Annotated in this window: 15 protein-coding genes; 6 read left to right on the top strand and 9 right to left on the bottom strand. The window is 69.5% G+C overall.

Annotated elements, in window-relative coordinates; all coding sequences use genetic code 11:
- Positions 1–59: 59 nt before the first annotated feature.
- Together hydA and CMO28_RS04980 are read left to right on the top strand one after the other, a co-directional pair.
- Positions 60–1,520 (top strand): dihydropyrimidinase, encoded by a 1,461-nt coding sequence (gene hydA, locus CMO28_RS04985; RefSeq protein ID WP_014747974.1) that lies wholly within the window; start codon positions 60–62, stop codon positions 1,518–1,520.
- A gap of 170 nt (positions 1,521–1,690) precedes the next feature.
- Entirely contained in the window at positions 1,691–4,015 is a 2,325-nt protein-coding gene (locus CMO28_RS04980; RefSeq protein WP_296710561.1) for a sensor histidine kinase, read from the top strand.
- Positions 4,016–4,023: 8 nt separating this feature from the next.
- Here the strand turns inward: CMO28_RS04980 and CMO28_RS04975 are convergent, their stop codons facing one another.
- Together CMO28_RS04975 and CMO28_RS04970 are read right to left on the bottom strand one after the other, a co-directional pair.
- Complete coding sequence (locus CMO28_RS04975; RefSeq protein ID WP_296710558.1) at positions 4,024–5,064, bottom strand: alpha/beta hydrolase family protein; 1,041 nt, start codon at positions 5,062–5,064, stop codon at positions 4,024–4,026.
- A gap of 99 nt (positions 5,065–5,163) precedes the next feature.
- On the bottom strand, positions 5,164–5,976 hold the full coding sequence (locus tag CMO28_RS04970) for a dienelactone hydrolase family protein (RefSeq protein WP_296710556.1): 813 nt from the start codon (positions 5,974–5,976) through the stop codon (positions 5,164–5,166).
- 100 nt (positions 5,977–6,076) lie between these two features.
- On the opposite strand from CMO28_RS04970, the gene CMO28_RS04965 reads away from it, so the two are divergent.
- Both CMO28_RS04965 and CMO28_RS04960 read left to right on the top strand, forming a co-directional pair.
- Positions 6,077–7,018 carry a GlxA family transcriptional regulator gene (locus CMO28_RS04965; protein ID WP_296710553.1) on the top strand — a complete coding sequence of 314 codons (942 nt, stop codon included), beginning with the start codon at positions 6,077–6,079 and terminating at the stop codon, positions 7,016–7,018.
- Between the two features lie 138 nt (positions 7,019–7,156).
- Complete coding sequence (locus CMO28_RS04960) at positions 7,157–8,362, top strand: Cmx/CmrA family chloramphenicol efflux MFS transporter (protein WP_296710551.1); 1,206 nt, start codon at positions 7,157–7,159, stop codon at positions 8,360–8,362.
- 29 nt (positions 8,363–8,391) lie between these two features.
- On the opposite strand, the gene CMO28_RS04955 is transcribed toward CMO28_RS04960, so the two are convergent.
- Complete coding sequence (locus CMO28_RS04955) at positions 8,392–9,051, bottom strand: ArsR/SmtB family transcription factor (protein ID WP_296710549.1); 660 nt, start codon at positions 9,049–9,051, stop codon at positions 8,392–8,394.
- Positions 9,052–9,147: 96 nt separating this feature from the next.
- Here CMO28_RS04955 and CMO28_RS04950 point away from each other — a divergent pair, with 96 nt between their 5' ends.
- On the top strand, positions 9,148–9,648 hold the full coding sequence (locus tag CMO28_RS04950; RefSeq protein ID WP_296710545.1) for a DUF2938 domain-containing protein: 501 nt from the start codon (positions 9,148–9,150) through the stop codon (positions 9,646–9,648).
- A gap of 58 nt (positions 9,649–9,706) precedes the next feature.
- Here the strand turns inward: CMO28_RS04950 and CMO28_RS04945 are convergent, their stop codons facing one another.
- On the bottom strand, positions 9,707–10,483 hold the full coding sequence (locus tag CMO28_RS04945) for a class I SAM-dependent methyltransferase (protein WP_296710544.1): 777 nt from the start codon (positions 10,481–10,483) through the stop codon (positions 9,707–9,709).
- 21 nt (positions 10,484–10,504) lie between these two features.
- A complete protein-coding gene (locus CMO28_RS04940) occupies positions 10,505–11,263 on the bottom strand; it encodes an SDR family oxidoreductase (protein ID WP_296710539.1) in 759 nt (252 codons plus the stop codon).
- 119 nt (positions 11,264–11,382) lie between these two features.
- Here CMO28_RS04940 and CMO28_RS04935 point away from each other — a divergent pair, with 119 nt between their 5' ends.
- Positions 11,383–13,092, top strand: a complete 1,710-nt coding sequence (locus CMO28_RS04935; protein ID WP_296710537.1) for a long-chain-fatty-acid--CoA ligase — start codon at positions 11,383–11,385, stop codon at positions 13,090–13,092.
- Here CMO28_RS04935 and CMO28_RS04930 read toward each other — a convergent pair.
- The 4 genes from CMO28_RS04930 to CMO28_RS04915 form a co-directional block, all read right to left on the bottom strand.
- Positions 13,073–13,270, bottom strand: a complete 198-nt coding sequence (locus CMO28_RS04930; RefSeq protein WP_296710535.1) for a type II toxin-antitoxin system MqsA family antitoxin — start codon at positions 13,268–13,270, stop codon at positions 13,073–13,075. The two genes, CMO28_RS04935 and CMO28_RS04930, sit on opposite strands and share 20 nt — an antisense overlap.
- 43 nt (positions 13,271–13,313) lie before the next feature.
- Positions 13,314–14,606, bottom strand: coding sequence for an MFS transporter (locus tag CMO28_RS04925; protein WP_296710533.1), 1,293 nt, complete (start codon positions 14,604–14,606; stop codon positions 13,314–13,316).
- Positions 14,607–14,994: 388 nt separating this feature from the next.
- Positions 14,995–16,608, bottom strand: coding sequence for a hydantoinase B/oxoprolinase family protein (locus CMO28_RS04920; protein WP_296710531.1), 1,614 nt, complete (start codon positions 16,606–16,608; stop codon positions 14,995–14,997).
- Positions 16,609–16,612: 4 nt separating this feature from the next.
- Positions 16,613–18,649 (bottom strand): hydantoinase/oxoprolinase family protein, encoded by a 2,037-nt coding sequence (locus CMO28_RS04915; protein WP_296710529.1) that lies wholly within the window; start codon positions 18,647–18,649, stop codon positions 16,613–16,615.
- Between the last annotated feature and the right edge of the window lie 10 nt (positions 18,650–18,659).

Genomic DNA, 18,659 nt, shown 5'->3' with positions numbered 1-18,659 from the left:
CCCGTCCCTTCCGGCCCCCGCCTGGAACCCCGTCCGAACCGTCACCAAGGAGCAGATATATGTCGTTGCTGATCAAGGGAGGCACGGTCGTCACCGCCGACGCGACGACGCGGGCCGACGTCTACTGTGCCGATGGCCGCATCGTCGCGGTGGGCGAAAACCTGGACGTGCCCGCAGGCGCCGAGGTGGTCGATGCCGGCGGTGCGCTGGTGATGCCGGGCGGCATCGACCCGCACACCCATATGCAGCTGCCCTTCATGGGCACGGTCGCGAGCGAGGATTTCGAGACCGGCACCGCGGCGGGGCTGGCCGGGGGCACCACCTCGATCATCGATTTCGTGATCCCCGATCCGCAGCAGCCGCTGATGGAGGCCTATCGCACCTGGCGTGGCTGGGCCGAGAAGGCGGTGGCCGATTACGGCTTCCATGTCGCCGTCACCTGGTGGGACGACAGCGTCCATGCCGATATGGGCACGCTGGTTCGCGAGGAAGGCGTCAACAGCTTCAAGCACTTCATGGCCTATAAGGGCGCGATCATGGCGCCCGACGAGGTGCTGGTCCGCAGCTTCCAGCGCTCGCTGGAACTGGGCGCCATGCCGACCGTCCATGCCGAGAACGGCGAACTGGTCTGGACGCTGCAGCAGAAGATCAAGGAAATGGGCATCACCGGCCCCGAGGGTCACCCGCTGTCGCGGCCGCCCGAGGTGGAAGGCGAGGCCGCCAACCGCGCGATCCGCATCGCCCAGGTGCTGGGCGTGCCGATCTATGTGGTGCATGTCAGCTGCAAGGAGGCGCTGGAAGCCATCACCCGCGCCCGGCTGGAAGGCCAGCGGGTGTTCGGCGAGGTGCTGGCCGGCCATCTGGTGGTCGACGACAGCGTCTATCGCCATCCCGACTGGGATACGGCGGCCGCCTATGTCATGAGCCCGCCCTTCCGGTCGAAGGAGCATCAGGAGGCGCTGTGGCGCGGCCTGCAGTCGGGCAATCTGCAGACCACCGCCACCGATCACTGCTGCTTCTGCGCCGATCAGAAGCGGATGGGCGTGGGTGACTTCACGAAGATCCCGAACGGCACCGCCGGTGTCGAAGACCGCATGGCGGTGCTGTGGCATCACGGCGTCAATGCCGGCCGGATGACGCCCAACGAATTCGTCGCCGCGACCTCGGCCAATGCCGCCAAGATCTTCAACATCTATCCGCGCAAGGGCGCGATCACGCCCGGCGCCGATGCTGATCTGGTGGTCTGGGACCCCAAGGCCACGAAGACCATCTCGGCCAGGACCCATCATCAGCGCATCGACTTCAACATCTTCGAGGGCATGACCGTCGAGGGTGTGGCCGCGGTGACCGTCTCGGCCGGCGAGGTGGTGTATCGCAACGGTGCGCTGGACGTGAAGACCGGCCGCGGCCGCTATGTGAAGCGGCCGAACTTCGCGCCGATGTTCGACGCGCTGGGCAAGATTGCGACCGCAAAGGCGCCGGTGCCGGTGGAGCGCAAGCTGCCTGACGCGGCAGAATAATCAGCGCGCCGTAACGAATCCGGCCCATCTTCGGCCCCGGCAGGGATGCACGCCCTGCCGGGGCCTTTTCATCTGACGGTCCTGCATGACGCGGGTGACCGGCCGGTGTATCGTTGCCACAAGAGGACGAGGGTCAAGCGCGGCCAGCGGCTGCGGGGCGGGAGTTTGGGATGGCGATCGATCCGGTCGCGCTCAACCGAAGACTGTTGCATGCGGCTGCCGATGCGGGAGGGCCGGCGGCGGCCTTGGTGGCGTGGACAGCTGCCCTGGGGGACGCCACCGGGGCGGTGAGGGTGACCCTCTGGCAGGCCGGCCGGAATGCGGCGGCCATTCGGATCCTTGTCGACTGGAAAGCGCCTGGCATCGATGCCGGGGCCGACGGGCCACGCTGCGAGCAGGTGATCCGTCTGCTGATCCATCCGCGCCAGGTGCTGGCGACCCTGGTCCTGCCGGCCGCCATGATGCCCGGCGGTGCGGGCGAGGTGGTGCCGGCCGATCTGGTCCGGGATCTGGGCGCCCAGTTGAAGATCCTGCTGCAGGGCCTGGCCGCCGAGGAACGCGCCGCCACGCTGGCGGCGGCGCTGGATGCCGGCCGCGACGGCGTGGTGGTGGTGGAGGCGCGGCCGGTGGACGGCCCGCCGGGCCGTCTGGTCCATGTCAGCCGTCATTTCGACCCGGCCGCGGCACCGGCCGTGCTGCCGCCGCCGCTGGACCGGCCCGGCATGGCGCGGCCGCTGCGCGAGGCGGCGGCACGGGCCGCCGCCCAGGGGGAGGCGCAGGCGCTGGAGATGCTGCATCCCGGCGATGGCACGCCCCGGGTTCTGAAGATGAGCATCCAGGCCCTGCCGCCGGCGCGGCTGTTCGAGGGCGGCTGGCTGGGCGTGCTGCGCGATCCGGCGGCACCGCCGGGCGAGGCCGAGGTCATCGCCAGCCAGCGGAAGATGATCCAGGCGCTCTACGACGCCAACCCGCTGCCGATGTGGATCTATGACGAGCAGGATTTCCGCCTGCTGTCGGTCAACGAGGCGATGGTCGGAAAATACGGCTATGACCGCGAGACCCTGCTGGGCATGACCCTGCTGGCCCTGCGCCCGGCCGAGGACGTGCCGGCGCTGATGACCCGGCTGACCACCCGGGCCAGCGGCCACGAGGTGAGCGGCCCCTGGCGGCACCGGGCGGCCGATGGCCGGACCTTCTATGTCGAGATCGCCACCCATCGGCTGGACTGGGAGGGGCGGCCGGCGATCCTGACGGCTGCGATCGACATCACCGACCGCGAACTCGCCAACCGCGTGCTGCGCAGCCGCCAGGGGGAGACCGACCGGCTGCTGCGCATGCAGACCGCGATCATCGACACCATCCCCGCCCAGGTCTGGCTGCTGGATGTGGCCGGCAATGTGATGGCGGTGAACCGCGCCTGGAGCCGCTTCGCCGAAGAGATGGGCGAGACGGCACCGGATGTTCAGGTCGGCCGCGACTTCCGCGGCGCGGCCGGCGGCTATGGCGGCGCCGAACCCGCCGGCCCGGCCCGCATGGCGCCGCCGATCCAGGCCGATGCGGTGGCGGCGATCCTGTCGGTGGTGACCGGCCGGCTGCCCGAGATCAGCCATGAATACCGGCTGAAGGTACGCGACCAGACCCGCTGGTTCCGGATGACGGCGGTGGGGGTGACCGACGAGGCCGGGCTGCCGAACGGTGCGGTGGTGATGTCGGTGGAGATCACCGACATGAAGCGGGCCCAGTTCGAAATCATGGCGGCGCAGAACCGGGCCATCGCCGCCAGCGCCGCCAAATCGCTGTTCCTGGCCCATATGAGCCACGAGCTGCGCACGCCGCTGAATGCAGTGATCGGCTTTGCCGACGTGATCGAGGGCCAGATGCTGGGCCCCGTGGGGGTCGGCACCTATCGCGACTATGCCGGCCATATCGCGGTGGCCGGGCGGCATCTGCTGCAGATCATCGACGGGCTTCTGGACCTGGCCAATATCGAAAGCGGCCAGCTGTCGCCGGAACGGCGGGCGGCCGGGCTGGATGCGCTGGTGCGCGAGGCGGCGACATCCTGCGCCGCCGTGCTGCGCCGCTATGGTGCGACGCTCGATATCGGGGCCCGCGGCAACACCACCGCCGATGTCGATGCCCGCCTGACCCGGCGCATGATCGGCTTCCTGATCGACAATGCCATCCGCTATGGCCATCGCGGCGGCCATGTCCAGATCCGCATCGACGGCAGCGCCGATGATCGCGTGTCGATCGACATCACCGACGACGGGCCGGGGGTTCCGGCCGAGCGGCTGCAAACCGTGACCGAGCCGTTCTCGATGCCGTCGGGGTCGGTGCGGCCCGAACGCGCCGGGGTGGGGCTGGGCCTGCCGCTTGCCCGCCATTATGCCGAGCTGCATGGCGGGCGGCTGGAACTGACCGACCGGCATGCGGCGGGGGAGGCATCAAGCGGGCTGCGGGTCCGGATCACCCTGCCGCGGCATCCCGAGGCCTGACCGCCCGATCATCGCGGCCAGACCGTCGTCAGCGCCTCCAGAACCAGGGTCGTCGTCTCCGCATGCAGGGCCGGCCGGTCGCGGCCGTCGCCATCCCGGCAGAGGATGCCGTCGCCCGGCTGCTCCCGCTCAAGGATCGCCGCGGCCCCGGGCTTGCAGAGGCCGATGAAGCTGAAATGGGCGGCATCGGGGAGTTCGTGGAAGTCGGCCGACCGGTCCGGCAGCAGCCCGGCCAGGCGCCGGGCTTCGGTTTCGGCCGGCAGATGGATCCGGTCGATACCGGCGGCGATCACCAGCACCGGGATCGTGATGCCCTTGAGGCTGGCTTGTGTGAAGCCGCCGATGCCGCCCGGATCCAGGGCGATGACCGCGCTCACGCGCGGATCCGCCAGATCCGCCGCCATCTGCGACCGCCAGTCGGGATCGGACAGCCGGCCGATCCGGGCCAGGATGGTGCAGGCGATGCTGGTGGTCTCGGCGCAGTTTCGGGTAAAGGCGTCGGCATCGAACCGGCCGCCGGCAATTTCGACCGCCGTCCAGCCGCCGAGCGAATGGCCGATGACGGCGATGCGGGCCGGATCGACCATGGCGGAGAGATCGGCTGCGCCGGTCAGGTGATCGATCACCCGGCTGAGATCGACCGGGCGCCGCCACAGCGCGTCCGCCTGATCGGGATCGCGGTCGAAGGTGGAGGTGCCGGGATGATCGGTCGCGGCAACGACATAGCCTGCGTCTGCAAGTTGTACGGCAAGCCAGGACTGGTTGAAGCGGTTGCCGCCGAAGCCGTGGGAGAGCACGACCAGCGGGTGGCGGCCGGACAGGGGGGTGGCGGCCTCGCGGACCGCGACGCCCTGGAAGACCGGGTTGTCGCCTACCACCCGGGGCGTGCCGTCATCGGCCGCCGGGTACCAGATCGCGAGGGTGAGAGGGTGCGGCCGCTCCGGCGTCTCGATCGTGGCGGTCCGGAAACCGGGCGTCGCCGACGCGCCGGTGATGCCCAGCAGCAACCAGGCGAGGGCGAGCAGGAGGCGGGAGCGCAAACGGGGCATGCAGAGAGCCTTCAGGTGATGGGAACCACCCGGCCGTCATGCCCGATCTGTCGCCGCGCGGCGTCCTCGATCACGATCGAGGACGTCCGGGATTGCGATTCAGGTCAGCCGATCCGCGAAAAAGGCCAGAATCTCGTCCCGCGCGGCCAGGGTCGGCTGGCCGGCCTCGTCGATCAGATGGGCGGTGACCACGCTGTGGGGGGTGGGGACATGGCGGGCGAAGAAGGGGGAAAGCCCCTCGCGCCGGGCAGCCGTGTCGGGCAGGGTGCGCGGCTGGAAGCGGTCGCCCAGCGCGCGTTCATAGGCGGCGAAGCGCTCGGCCCGGCAGACGGCATCGCCGGCGAAGCGATAGGCCAGCACCGTGAGGTTCTCGCGCTCCAGCCGGGCGCGGACCGCGGCCAGTTCCTCGGGCGGGCTCTCGATCGCCGCGGGTGCATCCAGCGGCAGAGAGGGCTGGCAGAGCACCGGGGCGAGCACGGCCGGCTCCAGCATCATCGACAGCGCATAATTGCCGGTGAAGCACATGCCGATCGCCCCCACCCCCGGCCCGCCGCAGGCCTGGTGCGCGATCCGGGCCAGGCCGCGCAGCCAGTCGGTGACGGCACCGGGGCCGCCGGTCGCCACGGCGCGGAAGGTGGCGGCGATGCAGGTGCGGCGGAAGATCGCGGCCCCCTCGTCCGCCCCCGGCACCGCGCCGTCGCGGCCGAAGAGCGACGGCATCCAGACGGTGAAGCCGGCATCGCGCACCCAGCGGGCGAAGCGGGCGACCTCGGGGCTGATGCCCGGCATTTCGGTCATCACGATGACTGCGGGCCCCCGGCCCGCGACCCAGACCCGGCGGGTGACGTCGTCGATGGTGATCTCGCGCGGCTCGAAATCCGCCAGATCGTCGTCCTGATCCAGTGCGTGCATGGGGGCGTCTCCTGGTGGGCTGGTCTTGCCCCCAGGATGGCGGGCGGGCATGCTGGTCGCCAGTGGCCGGATTGACATGTTTCGGGGATTTTTTGCCAGGATGATCATCGAGCTGATCGCCCTCGACGGCATGATGGCCTCGGGGCTCGCCATCACCGCCGATCTGGTCGAAACCGCCAACCGGCTGCGCGGGCAGGCGGGGCGGACGCGGCTTTTCAGCCTGCGCCTGTCCGGCGCCGGTGCCGGGGCGGCCGGTGTCTTTCTGAATCTGGCAGTCGCCGAGGCAGATGCGCCGCCGGCCGATCTGGTGGTGGTGCCGGGGCTGGGGTTCGCGACGCCGGACGCGCTGGCGGCGGGGCTGGCCCGTCCGGATGTGCAGGCGGCGGGGGCGCGGCTGGCGGCGGCGGTGGGCGGCGGGGCCGAGGTGGCTGCGGCCTGTTCCTCGGTCTTTCTGCTGGCGGCGGCGGGCCTGCTCGACGGGCGGCGGGCGACGACCAGCTGGTGGCTGGCCCCGGTTTTCGCCCGGATGCATCCGCAGGTCCGGCTCGATCCGGATGCGCTGGTGGTGCGCGACGGGCCGGTGACCACCGCCGGCGCGGCGATGGCGCAGATGGATCTGATGCTGCAGGTGGTGGCGCGCCATGGCGGGCCGGGCCTGGCGCAGGATTGCGCGCGGCTGCTGCTGCTGGACCAGCGGTCATCCCAGGCACGCTATATGGCGCCGGGTTTCATGGCCGCGGCCGATGACCGCATCGCCCGTGCCGAGGCCTGGGCGCGGGCACGGCTGGACCAGCCCTTCACCGCCGCGGAGATGGCGGCGGCGGCAGGGCTCGCGCCCCGAACCTTCGCCCGGCGCATGGCCCGCGCCACCGGCCTGTCGCCGGTGGGCTTCATCCAGCGCCTCAGGCTGGAGCGGGCGACGGAGCTGCGCGAGACGACCAGGCTGTCGATGGAAGAGATCGCAGCCCGGGTCGGCTATGCCGATGCCTCGACGCTCCGCCGGCTGATGCGGCGGGTGGGCGCCGCCGGCCGGCGGGGGTGACCACGCCGGATCAGCCGGGGCAGATGGGTTATCCGGTCGGGCCGATCGAGTCTCAAACATTCAATTATTCTATTGAATGATATTTTTAAATATGCCACTGAATAATTCGATCCTGCCAACCCACCGCCGGAGCATTCCATGCCGGACACGATCGAAAACCCCGCCCTCCCCGGGGAGACCGGGACCGCGGCTCCAATCCCCTTCGCCGTTTATCTGCTTGGCCTCAGCCTGTTCGCCATGGGCAGCGCGGAATTCCTGATGGGCGGCATCCTTCCGATGATCGCCAAAGACCTCGGGATCTCGCTGCCGGCTGCGGGGACATTGATTTCGGCCTTCGCTGTCGGTGCGCTGATCGGTGCGCCGCCGCTTGCCATCCTGACCCTGCGCTGGCCGCGGCGAACGGCACTGTTCGCCAGCCAGGCGATCTTCGTCATTGCCACCATGTTCAGCCTGCTGATCGATGACTATCGCTCGATCCTCGTTGCCCGCTTCGTTATGGGGCTGGCCTATGCCTGTTTTTGGGCGGTCGCCGCTTCCACGGCCGTCCAGCTCGTGCCTGCCGACCGCAGGGCAAAGGCGCTGTCCATCGTGGTCAGTGGCCTGACGGTTGCGATGGTCGTTGGCGGCCCCGCGGGTACTTTCATCAGCGAGGCGACGGGCTGGAGAGGCGGCTTCTGGGCCGTCGTACTCGGCAGCACCATCGCGGCTCTCGCCGTGCTGCTGGTCTTGCCGAAGACGCGAGCGGGTGATGGGCCGCGGCCGGACGTGCCTACGGAGTTGCGCGCGATGAAGCGACCGGCCCTCTGGGTCGCCTATGCAATCACCGCGACGACGACGGCTGCCTATATGGGGACGTTCGGCTATCTCGGCGCATTGCTCGCTGACGTCAGCCGCCTGCCCGTCGCCTGGCTTCCTGCGGTTCTGGCGTTGTTCGGCATGGGCGCGTTTATCGGATTGGCCATCGGTGGTCGCACGGCTGATCGCTACCCCTTCGCCACTCTCGTAACCGGGATCGTCGGCCTGATCTTTCTGTCCGCCGCGATTGCGGTGTTTGCCTCAAGCCTGTCCGTAGTGGTCGCCCTGATTTTCCTGCTGGGGGTTGCGGGCTTCCTGCTCAATCCTGCCGTCTGGGGGCGGGTCTATGTCATCGCGCCCGAAGCTCCGACACTGGTCGGCGCGACCAATTCCTCGGCATTCCAGCTTGGGCTGACGCTCGCTCCGCTAGCTGCCGGGCTTCCGCTCTCGGCCGGCCAGGGCCTCGCATCCATCGGCTGGGTCGGTTCGGCGGTTGCCGTTCTTGCCCTATGCCTTGCCGTCCTTGATGCACGATTGAGCAGGGCGTGAGCGAAGCGGAGGACCGGCGGGCATCGCGGTCACATCTCGATATCGAGGCCCGCCGCCTTCCAGTCCGGGAACCCCGCAGCAAGGCGGCGCACCCGAAATCCCTTGCGTTCCAGCAGAGCCGCTGCCGTCGTCGAAAGAACGCAATACGGCCCGCGGCAATAGGCGACGATGTCACGCCCCGGTGGCAATTCGGAAAGTCGGGCTTCCAGTTCATCGGTTGGAATGTTGAGCGCTCCCGGCAGATGTCCGAGGGCGTATTCTTCGGCTGAGCGCACGTCAATCAGCGTGACCGCACCCGCCCCAAGCCGTTCCAGCAGATCGTCGCGAGAGATGGAGTCATGTCGGCCGTCCGTATTGGCCGGATCTGTCGCCAGTTCGCGGATCTCGGCGCGCATGTGATCCGCATAGCCGCGAAGCGAGACGAGAAGGGGTTCGATCGGCCCCTTGCTCAACCGATAGAGAACGCGCTTGCCGTCGCGGCGTGTCTCCACAAAGCCCGCACGCCGCAGGTGCTGGAGGTGCTGCGAGGTATTGGCGACGGTCAGCCCCGTAAGCTCGGCAAGCCGCTCCACCGGCCGTTCGCCCTGCGCGACATGTTCAAGCAGCATCAGGCGGTGGGCATGGCCAAGTGTCTTCGCAATCTCGGCCAGCTCGGTGAACAGCAAGATGGTGCCTTCGGTTTTGGTCATTGACAGCAGCCCGTTATCGAACAATCATTCAATCAATTTATTGAATGAAAATTGAGATACAAGAGCCACGCTACCACACCTGCAAGGGGATTGTTGATGGAGACCGAGTTGGCGACGAACATCCTGGGGGCGATCATCGTCGGCATCGGCGCGACCGCGGTGATGGACGGTTGGGCGATCATACAGAAACGATTGTTTGGCGCGCCATCGCTCGACTATCGGCTCGTCGGACGGTGGATCGGTCATTTCCCCAAAGGCCGCTTCCGTCACGACGGAATCGGTAAAGCGGCCCCCGTGCGTGGTGAGGCCGTCATCGGCTGGTCGGCGCACTATGCCGTCGGGGTGGCCTTCGCCGCCCTGCTGCTGATCATCTGGCCGGACTGGCTGCGCCATCCCGCACTTCTGCCGGCCCTCGTCATCGGGATCGGCAGCGTGGTCGCGCCGTTCTTCATCATGCAGCCCGGCCTTGGTGCCGGCTTTGCCGCATCCCGAACACCCAAGCCCTGGGTCTCGCGGTTCCGCAGCCTGGTGGCCCATCTGTCTTTTGCCGTGGGCCTGTTCGTCGCGGGCGTCGTCTTTTCCCTCTCGGGTGCCTAGAGAACGGTCCATCGCCTGCATATCGGACGTGACGCGGCGCGTTCGACGGCCCTGGTGATCAGCTCCGTCCGGTGTCGGCTTCTCTGCTCGTGCAGGTTCCAGACAATTCGGACGCCGGCTTCTGCCACGCCATGACCACGAAATAAGGGACACGGGTATAGCGTGCGGCCTGTTCCGCCGGGCCGCCGATGGGGGCCGGTTCGTCGAACCAGGTGAGGCGGAGGCCGGCCTTCAGGAACAGCTGCATATAGGTCGACAGCGGCCGGTGCCAGTTCACGATCCGGATGCCGCGCCAGCCGACCTGCATCGGCCGGGTTTCCAGATAGCGGTCGAGGGCGAAGTGATCGGGGCGGCCATCGGCATCATACTGCCAGCCACGATCGGCCGAGGCACTGGTGAAACCGGTCAGGTTGGCAACCAGCAGGCTGCCGCCCGGCTTCAGCACCCGCGCCATTTCGGGGATTGCGGCTTCGATGTCGGGGATGTCGATCAGGGTCAGATAGCTAACCACCAGATCGAAGCTGGCCTCGGGGAAGTCGAGCGCTTCGGCGCGGCCCGGGCGGTAATCGCCGTCGGGATCGCGCGCGCGGGCGACGGCGAGCAGTTCCGGCGTGGGGTCGATGCCGGTCGCCCGGATGCCTTCCCGGGCGAGGATCCGGCAGAAGCGGCCCTCGCCGCAGCCGACATCAAGCGCGGTGCGGAAGCCCCGGCCACGAAGCCAGGGGATCAGGACCGGATCGAGCACATGGGCGCGGCCGTAATCGCCGTGCTCACCCTGCTCGCGCACCCAGGCGTCGGCGGAAGCCCGCCAGCCGTCGTCGTCCTTGCCGGTCATGATCCCGTCTCCCGCAGGCAGTCAGCGTCCGCCGGCCACCCTGACGATGGTGCCCGACACGTAAGAGGAGGCGTCGGATAGCAGGAACAGGATCGTCTGCGCAACCTCTTCCGGGCTGCCGGCGCGGGCGAGGGGGATGTTGGGCGCCATGCGTTCCACCCGGTCGGGCATGCCGGCATCGGCATGAATGCCGGTCTCGATCAGCCCTGGCGCCACCGCATTCACCCGGATGCCGTCGGCGGCGAGTTCGCGCGACAGGCCGATGGTCAGGCTGTCGATCGCGCCCTTGGAGGCGGCATACCAGACGAACTCTCCCGGGCTGCCCAGGGTGGCGGCTGCGGAGGAGACATTGACCATCACGCCGCCACGGCCGCCGCGGCTGGTCGCCATGGCCTGCGCCGCCGCCCGGGCGACCATGATCGCGCCGGTGACGTTCAGATCGATCACCCGGGTGATCATGGCCGGATCGGCATCGGCAAGCCGCGCACCGGTGCCGGTGATGCCGGCATTGTTGACCAGATGGGTCAGGCCGCCGAAGCGTTCGACCACCGCCGCCACCAGCGCATCGGCGGCACCCGGCTCTGCCATGTCGCCGCGAAAGGCCGCCGCCCGGGTGCCGGCCGCTTCCAGCCCGGCGACCAGCGCGGTTGCCGCGGCCTCGTCGCGGGCATAGTTGACCGCCACGCAATAGCCGGCGGCCGCCGCCAGCCGGCAGGTCGCGGCGCCGATGCCGCGCCCGCCACCGGTCACCAGCAGGATCTTCTCCGCATCCCGGGTCATCCCGTCTCTCCCTTGCCCATGGATATCGCCTCACGACCGCACATCCGCGCATTGACCGCAAGGCCCGGAGGCGAGGATACTTGATGATCTTTGATCAAACAATGCGGGCCGAGCGAGCGATGTCCACCGAGAGCATTCCTGCCACCGATCCTGCTCCCGTGACCGACCCCTGGCCGGTGGACGAGCCGCGCTCGCTCACCCTCGCCAACCGGACGATGGTCGAGGCGCTGGCGGCGACCGCGGCGCGCCTGCCCGACCGGACGGCGCTGTTCTATTACGGCGCCACGCTCGACTATGCCGGGCTCGCGGCGGCGGTGGAGCGGCTGGCGGCGGTGCTGGTCGGCCGTTTCGGGGTGCGGCGGGGCGACCGGGTGCTGATCGCGCTGCAGAACTCGCCGCAGTATGTGATCGCCTATCATGCCGTGCTGAGGGCCGATGCGGTCGGCGTGCCGGTGAACCCGATGTATCGAAGTGCGGAACTCTCTCACATCCTCGCCGACAGCGGCGCCCGGGTCGCGATCCTGGGCGACGAGCTGGTGGAGAGTTTTGCGCCGCTATCGGGTGCGGATGGCCCGCTGGAGACGGTGATCGCCGCGCATTACGACGACATGGCGGGCCGGGATCCGCGCTTTCCGAAACCGGCGGTCATGACCGCCGGCCGGGCGGCGCTGCCCGAGGGCTGGCTTGACTGGCGGCAGGTGATGGCGCAGGAGACGACGCCGCTGCCGCCGGCCGCGGGCGGGCCGGAGGATCTCTGCCTGATGCCCTATACCTCGGGCTCGACCGGGCGGCCCAAGGCCTGCATGCATACCCATTTGTCGGTGCTGTTCACGGCGGAGGCGCAGCAGCGGCTTTACCGGATGACCGCCGAAGACGTCGTCACCGCCTTCCTGACCCTGTTCCATGTCGCGGGCATGCAGGCCTCGATGAACGCGGCACTGGTTTCGGGATGCGAAATCGTGCTGATGACCCGCTGGGACCGCGATCTGGTGCCGGTGTTGCTGGCCGGGCGGCGGGTGAGCTTCTGGAACGCGGCGCCTGCGATGGTGGTCGACGTGCTGGGATCGGACAATTTCGACCCGGCCTGTCTGGATCGGGTGCGGGTGCTGACCGGTGGCGGCGCCGCCATGCCCGAGGCGGTGGCGGCGGAGTTGAAGCAGCGCTACGGCCTGACCTTCATCGAAGGCTATGGCATGACCGAGACCATGTCGCCCACCCATATGAACCCGATGCATGCACCCCGGCCGCAATGCCTGGGCATCCCGATCCACGACACCGATGCCCGCATCGTCGACCCCGACACCCTGGCTGAGCTGCCGGTGGGGGAGACGGGCGAAATCGTGGTGGCCGGGCCGCAGATCCTGAAGGGCTACTGGCGACGCCCCGAGGCCGATGCCGAGGCTTTTTTCGAGCGCGACGGCAAGCGTTTCCTGCGCACCGGCGATCTGGGCCGGCGCGATGCGGCGGGCTATTTCTACGCCGTCGACCGGCTGAAGCGGATGATCAATGTCGGCGGCTTCAAGGCCTGGCCGGCGGAGATCGAGACCACATTGTTCCGCCATCCCGCCATCCGCGACGCCTGCATCATCTCGGTGCCCGACGACCGCCGGGGCGAGGCGGTGAAGGCGGTGATCGTGCTGAAACCCGAGGCGAAGGGCCGGGGGACGGCAGAGGACATCATCACCTGGGCCCGCGGCGAGCTTGCCGCCTACAAGGTGCCCCGCTTCATCAGCTTCGCCGACGACCTGCCGCGCACCGCCACCAACAAGGTCGACTGGCGTGGCCTGCAGGAGGCGGAGCGGGGGCGGCTCAGGCAGACCGGGCCATGACCTGCCGCATCTCGTGCATCACCCGGTCGGTTTCGTCCGAGGCGGTCAGGGATTCGCCGCAGGCCGGGCAGTAATCTGCACGCACCTGCCGTATGACCGTCGTGGTGCCGTTGCAGGTGAACGTCTGATCGCGCGTGTCGGGCACAAGCTCCGCTGCACCACAAACCGGGCATTTCATCTGGAGACCTCCTTGAACCAGGAGGGCAAGAGCGGGCAATTCTTCACCCCCGCCGCCCGCCCATCAACCGCACGCCGATCACGGCGGCGGCGGCGCCGAAGCAGAGATACCAGGCCGGGGCATGCGGGTCGCCGGTGACGCCGATCGCCCAGGTGGCGATGAAGGGGGCGAAGCCGCCGAACAGGGTGACGGCGAAATTATAGGCGATGGACATGCCGGTGGCGCGGGTCTCAGGGGGAAACAGGCCAGCCATGGCGCCGCCGGCCGGGCCGGTGAACGCGGCGATCGGGATGGCCAGCGCCGCCTGGACCAGGATCAGCGTCGGCAGTTGCGGGAAGCTGGTGAGGGTGGCGAGCGCGGGCCAGCTGGCGGCGAGCAGCACCAGCGCCGCCGCGGTCATCACCGGCTTCGGGCCCCGGCGGTCGGCCAGGATGGCGAAGCCCGGCACGAAGAGGACGGCAACCGCCAGCGCCAGGGCGTTGGAGATCAGCGCCCCGTCGGCGGCGATGCCCAGTTCGCGGATGGCATAGGTCGGCATGTAGACCAGAAAGAAATAGGTGCAGATCGTCCAGAGGATGGTGATGCAGAACCCGGCGAGCGCCGCGCGCGGATGGGTGCGGATGACATGGCCCGGAGAGATCCGGGGGGCCTGAGGATGGCGCGCGGCCTGGCGGGCGGCGAATTCCGGCGGCTCTTCGGTATGGCGGCGGATGTACCAGCCGATCGGCCCGATGACCAGGCCGACCATGAACGGCACCCGCCAGCCCCAGGCCTCGACCTCGGCGGGGGAGAGCAGGCCGGTGACCAGCGCGCCGGTCAGCGAGCCGGCGAGCAGCGCCGTCAGCTGGGTCATCTGCTGGAAACTGGCCTGGAGCATGCGGCGGCCGGGCCCGGCATATTCCACCAGCCAGGCGGTGGCGACCCCCATTTCACCCCCTGCCGAGAAACCCTGGATCAGGCGGCCGATCACGATCAGCACCGGCGCCCAGAGGCCGATCTGGGCATGGGTGGGGGCGAAGGCGATGAGGGCGGTGCCGAAGACCATGGTGGTGATCGTCAGGCTGAGCGCCGCCTTGCGGCCGGGCCGGTCGGCCAGCGTGCCCAGCACCAGCGCACCCACCGGCCGCATGGCGAAGCCCACCCCGAAGGTCGCGACCGCCAGCAGCAGCGAGGTCCAGTCCGAGCCGGTCGGGAAGAACAGTTTCGCGATCACCACGGCGAAATAGCCGTAGACCGCGAAATCATACCATTCCAGCAGGCAGCCCACCGTCGCTGCGATGATCGGCCTGAGGCGCCGCCACCGTGTGGTGGCGACCGGAAGCGGTATCGTGGACATGGGCGCGCCCTCTCCGCTGGTGCCCGTTATCAACCTATGATTATGTGAGGGGGCGGGAGAGGCAAGCCCCTTCGGCGGCGGGGCGCTGATCCGGTCGATCCCGGTCCTGTTCCTGAAAGTACCGCTGCTGCGCCGACGGGCGGCGCCTGTCACCAGCCGGAGGCTGATCTTTGCAGTCTTCCCTGAGGTGCGAAGCCGGCTGGTCGGCGGTCTGCCTGACAGGGGCGGGCATCAGCGCCGCCGGCCTGATCTTTCATGTCGCGACCTGCCGTGGCCGGTCATAGCCGAAGGGTCGCATCCGCGGGAGACGGGAGGGGAGGAGACGCTGTCTCCCGCGGATGCAGGGGCGGTGGAGATCGGATCGGGAGCTACCGGGGAGGAGCCGTCCTCATTCCGCCGCCGCAATCCCGGCGGCGGTGCCATAGCCGCCACCGCCGGGGGTTTCGAAGATGACCTTGTCGCCGCGCTTCAGCGCGATATTGGCCTTGCCGGGCAGGTCGGTCCGGCTACCGTCGGGGCGCACCAGCGTCGCCCGGGCCGGGGCGCCGGGCTGGCCGCCTTTCAGGCCATAGGGCGGCACGATCCGGCGTTCGAACATGGTGGTCAGCGACATGCCGTCGGTCAGCACCTCGTAGATGCGGATCTGGCCTTCGCCACCCTTGTGCGCACCACCGCCGCCCGAGCCGCGGCGGAGGGTCTGGCGTTCCAGGCGGAGCAGGTATTCCGCCTCGATCACCTCGACCGGCGTGTTCATGACATTGGTCAGGTGGACGCGGACCACGCTCATGCCGTCGCGGTCGATGCGCGCACCCTCGCCGCCGCCATGGGGTTCGTAAAAGGTCGCCCAGCGGCCATGGGGGCCGGGGCCGCTGAAGATCAGCAGCCCGGCCGAGGTGTTGCCGCCGGCGGTCATCCGCTCGCCCAGCACCGGCTCGAAGGCCATGAACAGGGCGTCGACCGCACGCTGCGAGGTCTCGTGATTGCCGCCGACCACCGGCTTGTCGGGACCGGGATCGAGCACCGAGCCCGGGCGGGTGATGATTTCGAGCGGCCGGTAGCAGCCGCCATTGGGCTGGATGGCCGCACCCGCCAGCGATTTCACCACGTAGAAGACCGCGGCGCCCGCGATCGAGGGCGTGGTGTTGAGCGGGCCTGCGATCGCATCATCGGTGCCCGACCAGTCGAAGCGGGCCCGATCGCCCGAAATCTCGACCCGCACCCGGATCGCCACCGGCCGGTCGCCCGGCCCGCCATCGTCCAGATAGTCGACGCCTTCATAGACCCCGTCGGGCAGGGCCCGGATCGCGGCGCGCATCTGGGCTTCCGAGATGTCCTGAAGGGCGGCCATGGCGGCGGCGACCGTGTCGGCGCCATGGCGTTCGACGATTTCCAGGATCCGGCGCTCGGCGACACGGGTGGCCGCCACCTGGGCCAGCAGGTCGCCCTCGCGTTCGGCGGCGCCGCGGACATTGGCCAGGATCAGGCCGATCTTCTCGTGGTCCGGCCGGTCGCCGGCGAAGATCCGGGTCGGCGGGATCCGCATGCCTTCCATCCAGGCATCGGTGGCGGCGGCGTAATAGCTGCCCGGCGCCGCCCCGCCGATATCCGCCCAATGGGCAAGCTGAACCGAGAAGGCGAGCAGACGATCGCCGGCGAAGACCGGGCGGATCACCTTGACGTCGGGCAGATGGTTGCCGCCGACATCGGGCAGGTTGAGGATCCAGACATCGCCGGGCGCCAGACGTTCGGCCGGCACCCTGTCCAGGAAGGCGCGGATGGTGAAGGCCATCACGCCCAGATGCACCGGCACGTCATGGCCCTGGGCGATCAGCCCGCCTTCATGGTCGGTCAGGGCCGAGGACAGGTCCCCCGCCTCGCGCAGCAGCGGCGACCGGGCCGAGCGCATCACCACCAGCGACATCTCCTCGGCGGCCGAGGTGAGGGCGTTGCGGATGATCTCGACGACGAAGGGATCGACGGTGGTGGGGAGATCGGTGCTCATGGGCTCAGCTCCCGGTCGCAAGGCGGATGTGCAGATGGCCGAACCGGTCGGTCCAGGCGGTGGCACCGGGTTCGACCACCACGGTCGAGACCGCATCCTCGATGATCGCCGGGCCTTGGACCTTCAGATCGACGGGCAGGCGGTCGCGATCGATGCGCGGCGTGTCGACCGGGCCGGTGCCGTCGAACCAGCAGGTGTTGCGGGAATTGACCGGCAGGTCTGCCCCGGCCCCGGCGGCGGTCACCGGGGCGGCGGCGATGCGGGTTGCCGGCACAGAGGCGCGCACGCGGATCGATTCGACCTCCCAGGGCTCGTCGGTGGCATAGCCATAGAGCCGGACATGCGCTTCGTGGAAGGCGCGGGTGATGTCCTCTGCCGCCCGCATGCCGGCGACCGGCCCCTCGACCGCATCGGACTGGCCGACATAGCGCAGCAGGGCGGTTTCGGCGGCGGTGATCAGCCCGGCGTCGATCCCCGCCTCGACCAGCGGCTCTGCCGCCTGGGCACGAAGTTCGGCGAGGGCGGCATCGAAACGGTCTTCCGACCAGTCGCGGCACTTCAGGCGCACGGTGCGCTGAAGCGTGAAAGAGGGCTCGGCCGAAATGCAGCCATAGGCCGAGAACCCGCCCGAGACACCCGGGACCAGAATATGGTCGATGCCGACCTCGCGGGCGAGGCCGCAGGCATGCATCGGGCCGGCGCCGCCGAAGGCGATCAGCGTGCAGCCGCGGATGTCGACACCGCGTTCGACCGTCACCCGGCGGAGCGCCCGGGCCATGACCGCATTGGCGACCTGGACCACGCCGAGGGCCGTGCCGTGGGTGTCGCGGCCCAGCGCCTCGCCGATCGGCGCCAGCACCTTCGCCGCCGCGTCGAGATCGAGCCGGATGGAGCCGCCCAGGATCCGCTCGGGATCCAGATAGCCCAGGATGGCATTGGCATCGGTGATGGTGGGCCGGGCACCGCCGCGGGCATAGACCGCGGGGCCCGGATCGGCACCGGCGCTGTCGGGGCCGATGGTCAGCCCGCCATGGGCGGCGCGCACGATCGAGCCGCCGCCGGCACCGATCGATTCGATCGCGACCATCGGCTGGCGCACCGGCCGGCCGGCGAGCCGGCGGTTGCTCGCGATCTCGACCACGCCGTCGACGATCAGCGAAACGTCGGTGGTGGTGCCGCCCATGTCGAAGGCGAGGGCATGGGAGATGCCGGCCTCGGCCGCGGCCCCCGCGGCAGCGGCCGCCCCCGCTGCGGGACCCGACATCGCGAGCGAGAGCGGCCGTGCCCGCGCGGCGGCCAGAGAGGTCATGCCGCCCGCGGAGTGGAAGAGATGGACATGGGTGCCCGCCGGCACATGGCCGGCCAGCCGCTCGACATAGGTGGAGGCGAGCGGCATGACGCCCGCATTCAGCACCGTGGTCAGCGTGCGTTCATATTCGCGCGCTTCGGGGCTGACTTCGTGCGACAGCGAGACATGGGGTATGGCCTCGCGCAGCTTCGCGCCCAGCCTCGCCTCGTGGGCGGGCTCGGCATAGGCATGGAGCAGGGCCACCGCCACGGCGCCGGCGCCGCTGGCCCGGACTTTGGCGACCAGGCGCTCGATCTCGGCATCGGTGGGCTCGATCACCACCCGGCCCTGGGCATCGACCCGCTCGTCGAAGCCGAAGCAGCAATCCTGGGGCACGTCGGGGGCGAGCCGCGGCGGGGTGGCGAGGTCGTAGAGGGTCTGGCGGCTCTGCCGGGCGATCGCCAGCACGTCCTCGAAGCCGCGGGTGGTGACGAGTGCCACGGGCGCGGTCTTGCCCTCGACCAGGGCGTTGGTGACCATGGTCGTGCCGTGGACGAGTTCCGACACGTCCGCCCAGCCGAGGCCCACGGCGTCCAGCGCCGCGACCAGGCCGCTCAACGGGGCGGAGGGGACGGTCGGGACCTTGGCCAGGCGGCGCTCGCCGCTGGCGGTGTCGATGGCGACGACATCGGTGAAGGTCCCACCGATATCGATGCCGACCCGCCAGCGGCGCGGGTTTGCGGAGTTGGTCATGATCGTTCCC

Origin of the sequence: Tistrella sp., assembly GCF_002684955.1 — a bacterium.
GTDB lineage: Bacteria > Pseudomonadota > Alphaproteobacteria > Tistrellales > Tistrellaceae > Tistrella > Tistrella mobilis.
This window is presented reverse-complemented; position numbering and strand designations above follow the sequence as displayed.

Coding starts and splice junctions, on each gene's coding strand:
- CMO28_RS04970 (WP_296710556.1), bottom strand. CDS start 5,976: ATGCACGCACTGGATCAGGACGACGATCTGGCGGATTTCGAGCCGCGC.
- CMO28_RS04940 (WP_296710539.1), bottom strand. CDS start 11,263: ATGACCCGGGATGCGGAGAAGATCCTGCTGGTGACCGGTGGCGGGCGC.
- CMO28_RS04930 (WP_296710535.1), bottom strand. CDS start 13,270: ATGAAATGCCCGGTTTGTGGTGCAGCGGAGCTTGTGCCCGACACGCGC.
- CMO28_RS04945 (WP_296710544.1), bottom strand. CDS start 10,483: ATGACCGGCAAGGACGACGACGGCTGGCGGGCTTCCGCCGACGCCTGG.
- CMO28_RS04980 (WP_296710561.1), top strand. CDS start 1,691: ATGGCGATCGATCCGGTCGCGCTCAACCGAAGACTGTTGCATGCGGCT.
- CMO28_RS04920 (WP_296710531.1), bottom strand. CDS start 16,608: ATGAGCACCGATCTCCCCACCACCGTCGATCCCTTCGTCGTCGAGATC.
- CMO28_RS04950 (WP_296710545.1), top strand. CDS start 9,148: ATGGAGACCGAGTTGGCGACGAACATCCTGGGGGCGATCATCGTCGGC.
- CMO28_RS04975 (WP_296710558.1), bottom strand. CDS start 5,064: ATGCCCCGTTTGCGCTCCCGCCTCCTGCTCGCCCTCGCCTGGTTGCTG.
- CMO28_RS04915 (WP_296710529.1), bottom strand. CDS start 18,649: ATGACCAACTCCGCAAACCCGCGCCGCTGGCGGGTCGGCATCGATATC.
- CMO28_RS04925 (WP_296710533.1), bottom strand. CDS start 14,606: ATGTCCACGATACCGCTTCCGGTCGCCACCACACGGTGGCGGCGCCTC.
- hydA (WP_014747974.1), top strand. CDS start 60: ATGTCGTTGCTGATCAAGGGAGGCACGGTCGTCACCGCCGACGCGACG.
- CMO28_RS04955 (WP_296710549.1), bottom strand. CDS start 9,051: ATGACCAAAACCGAAGGCACCATCTTGCTGTTCACCGAGCTGGCCGAG.
- CMO28_RS04935 (WP_296710537.1), top strand. CDS start 11,383: ATGTCCACCGAGAGCATTCCTGCCACCGATCCTGCTCCCGTGACCGAC.
- CMO28_RS04965 (WP_296710553.1), top strand. CDS start 6,077: ATGATCATCGAGCTGATCGCCCTCGACGGCATGATGGCCTCGGGGCTC.
- CMO28_RS04960 (WP_296710551.1), top strand. CDS start 7,157: ATGCCGGACACGATCGAAAACCCCGCCCTCCCCGGGGAGACCGGGACC.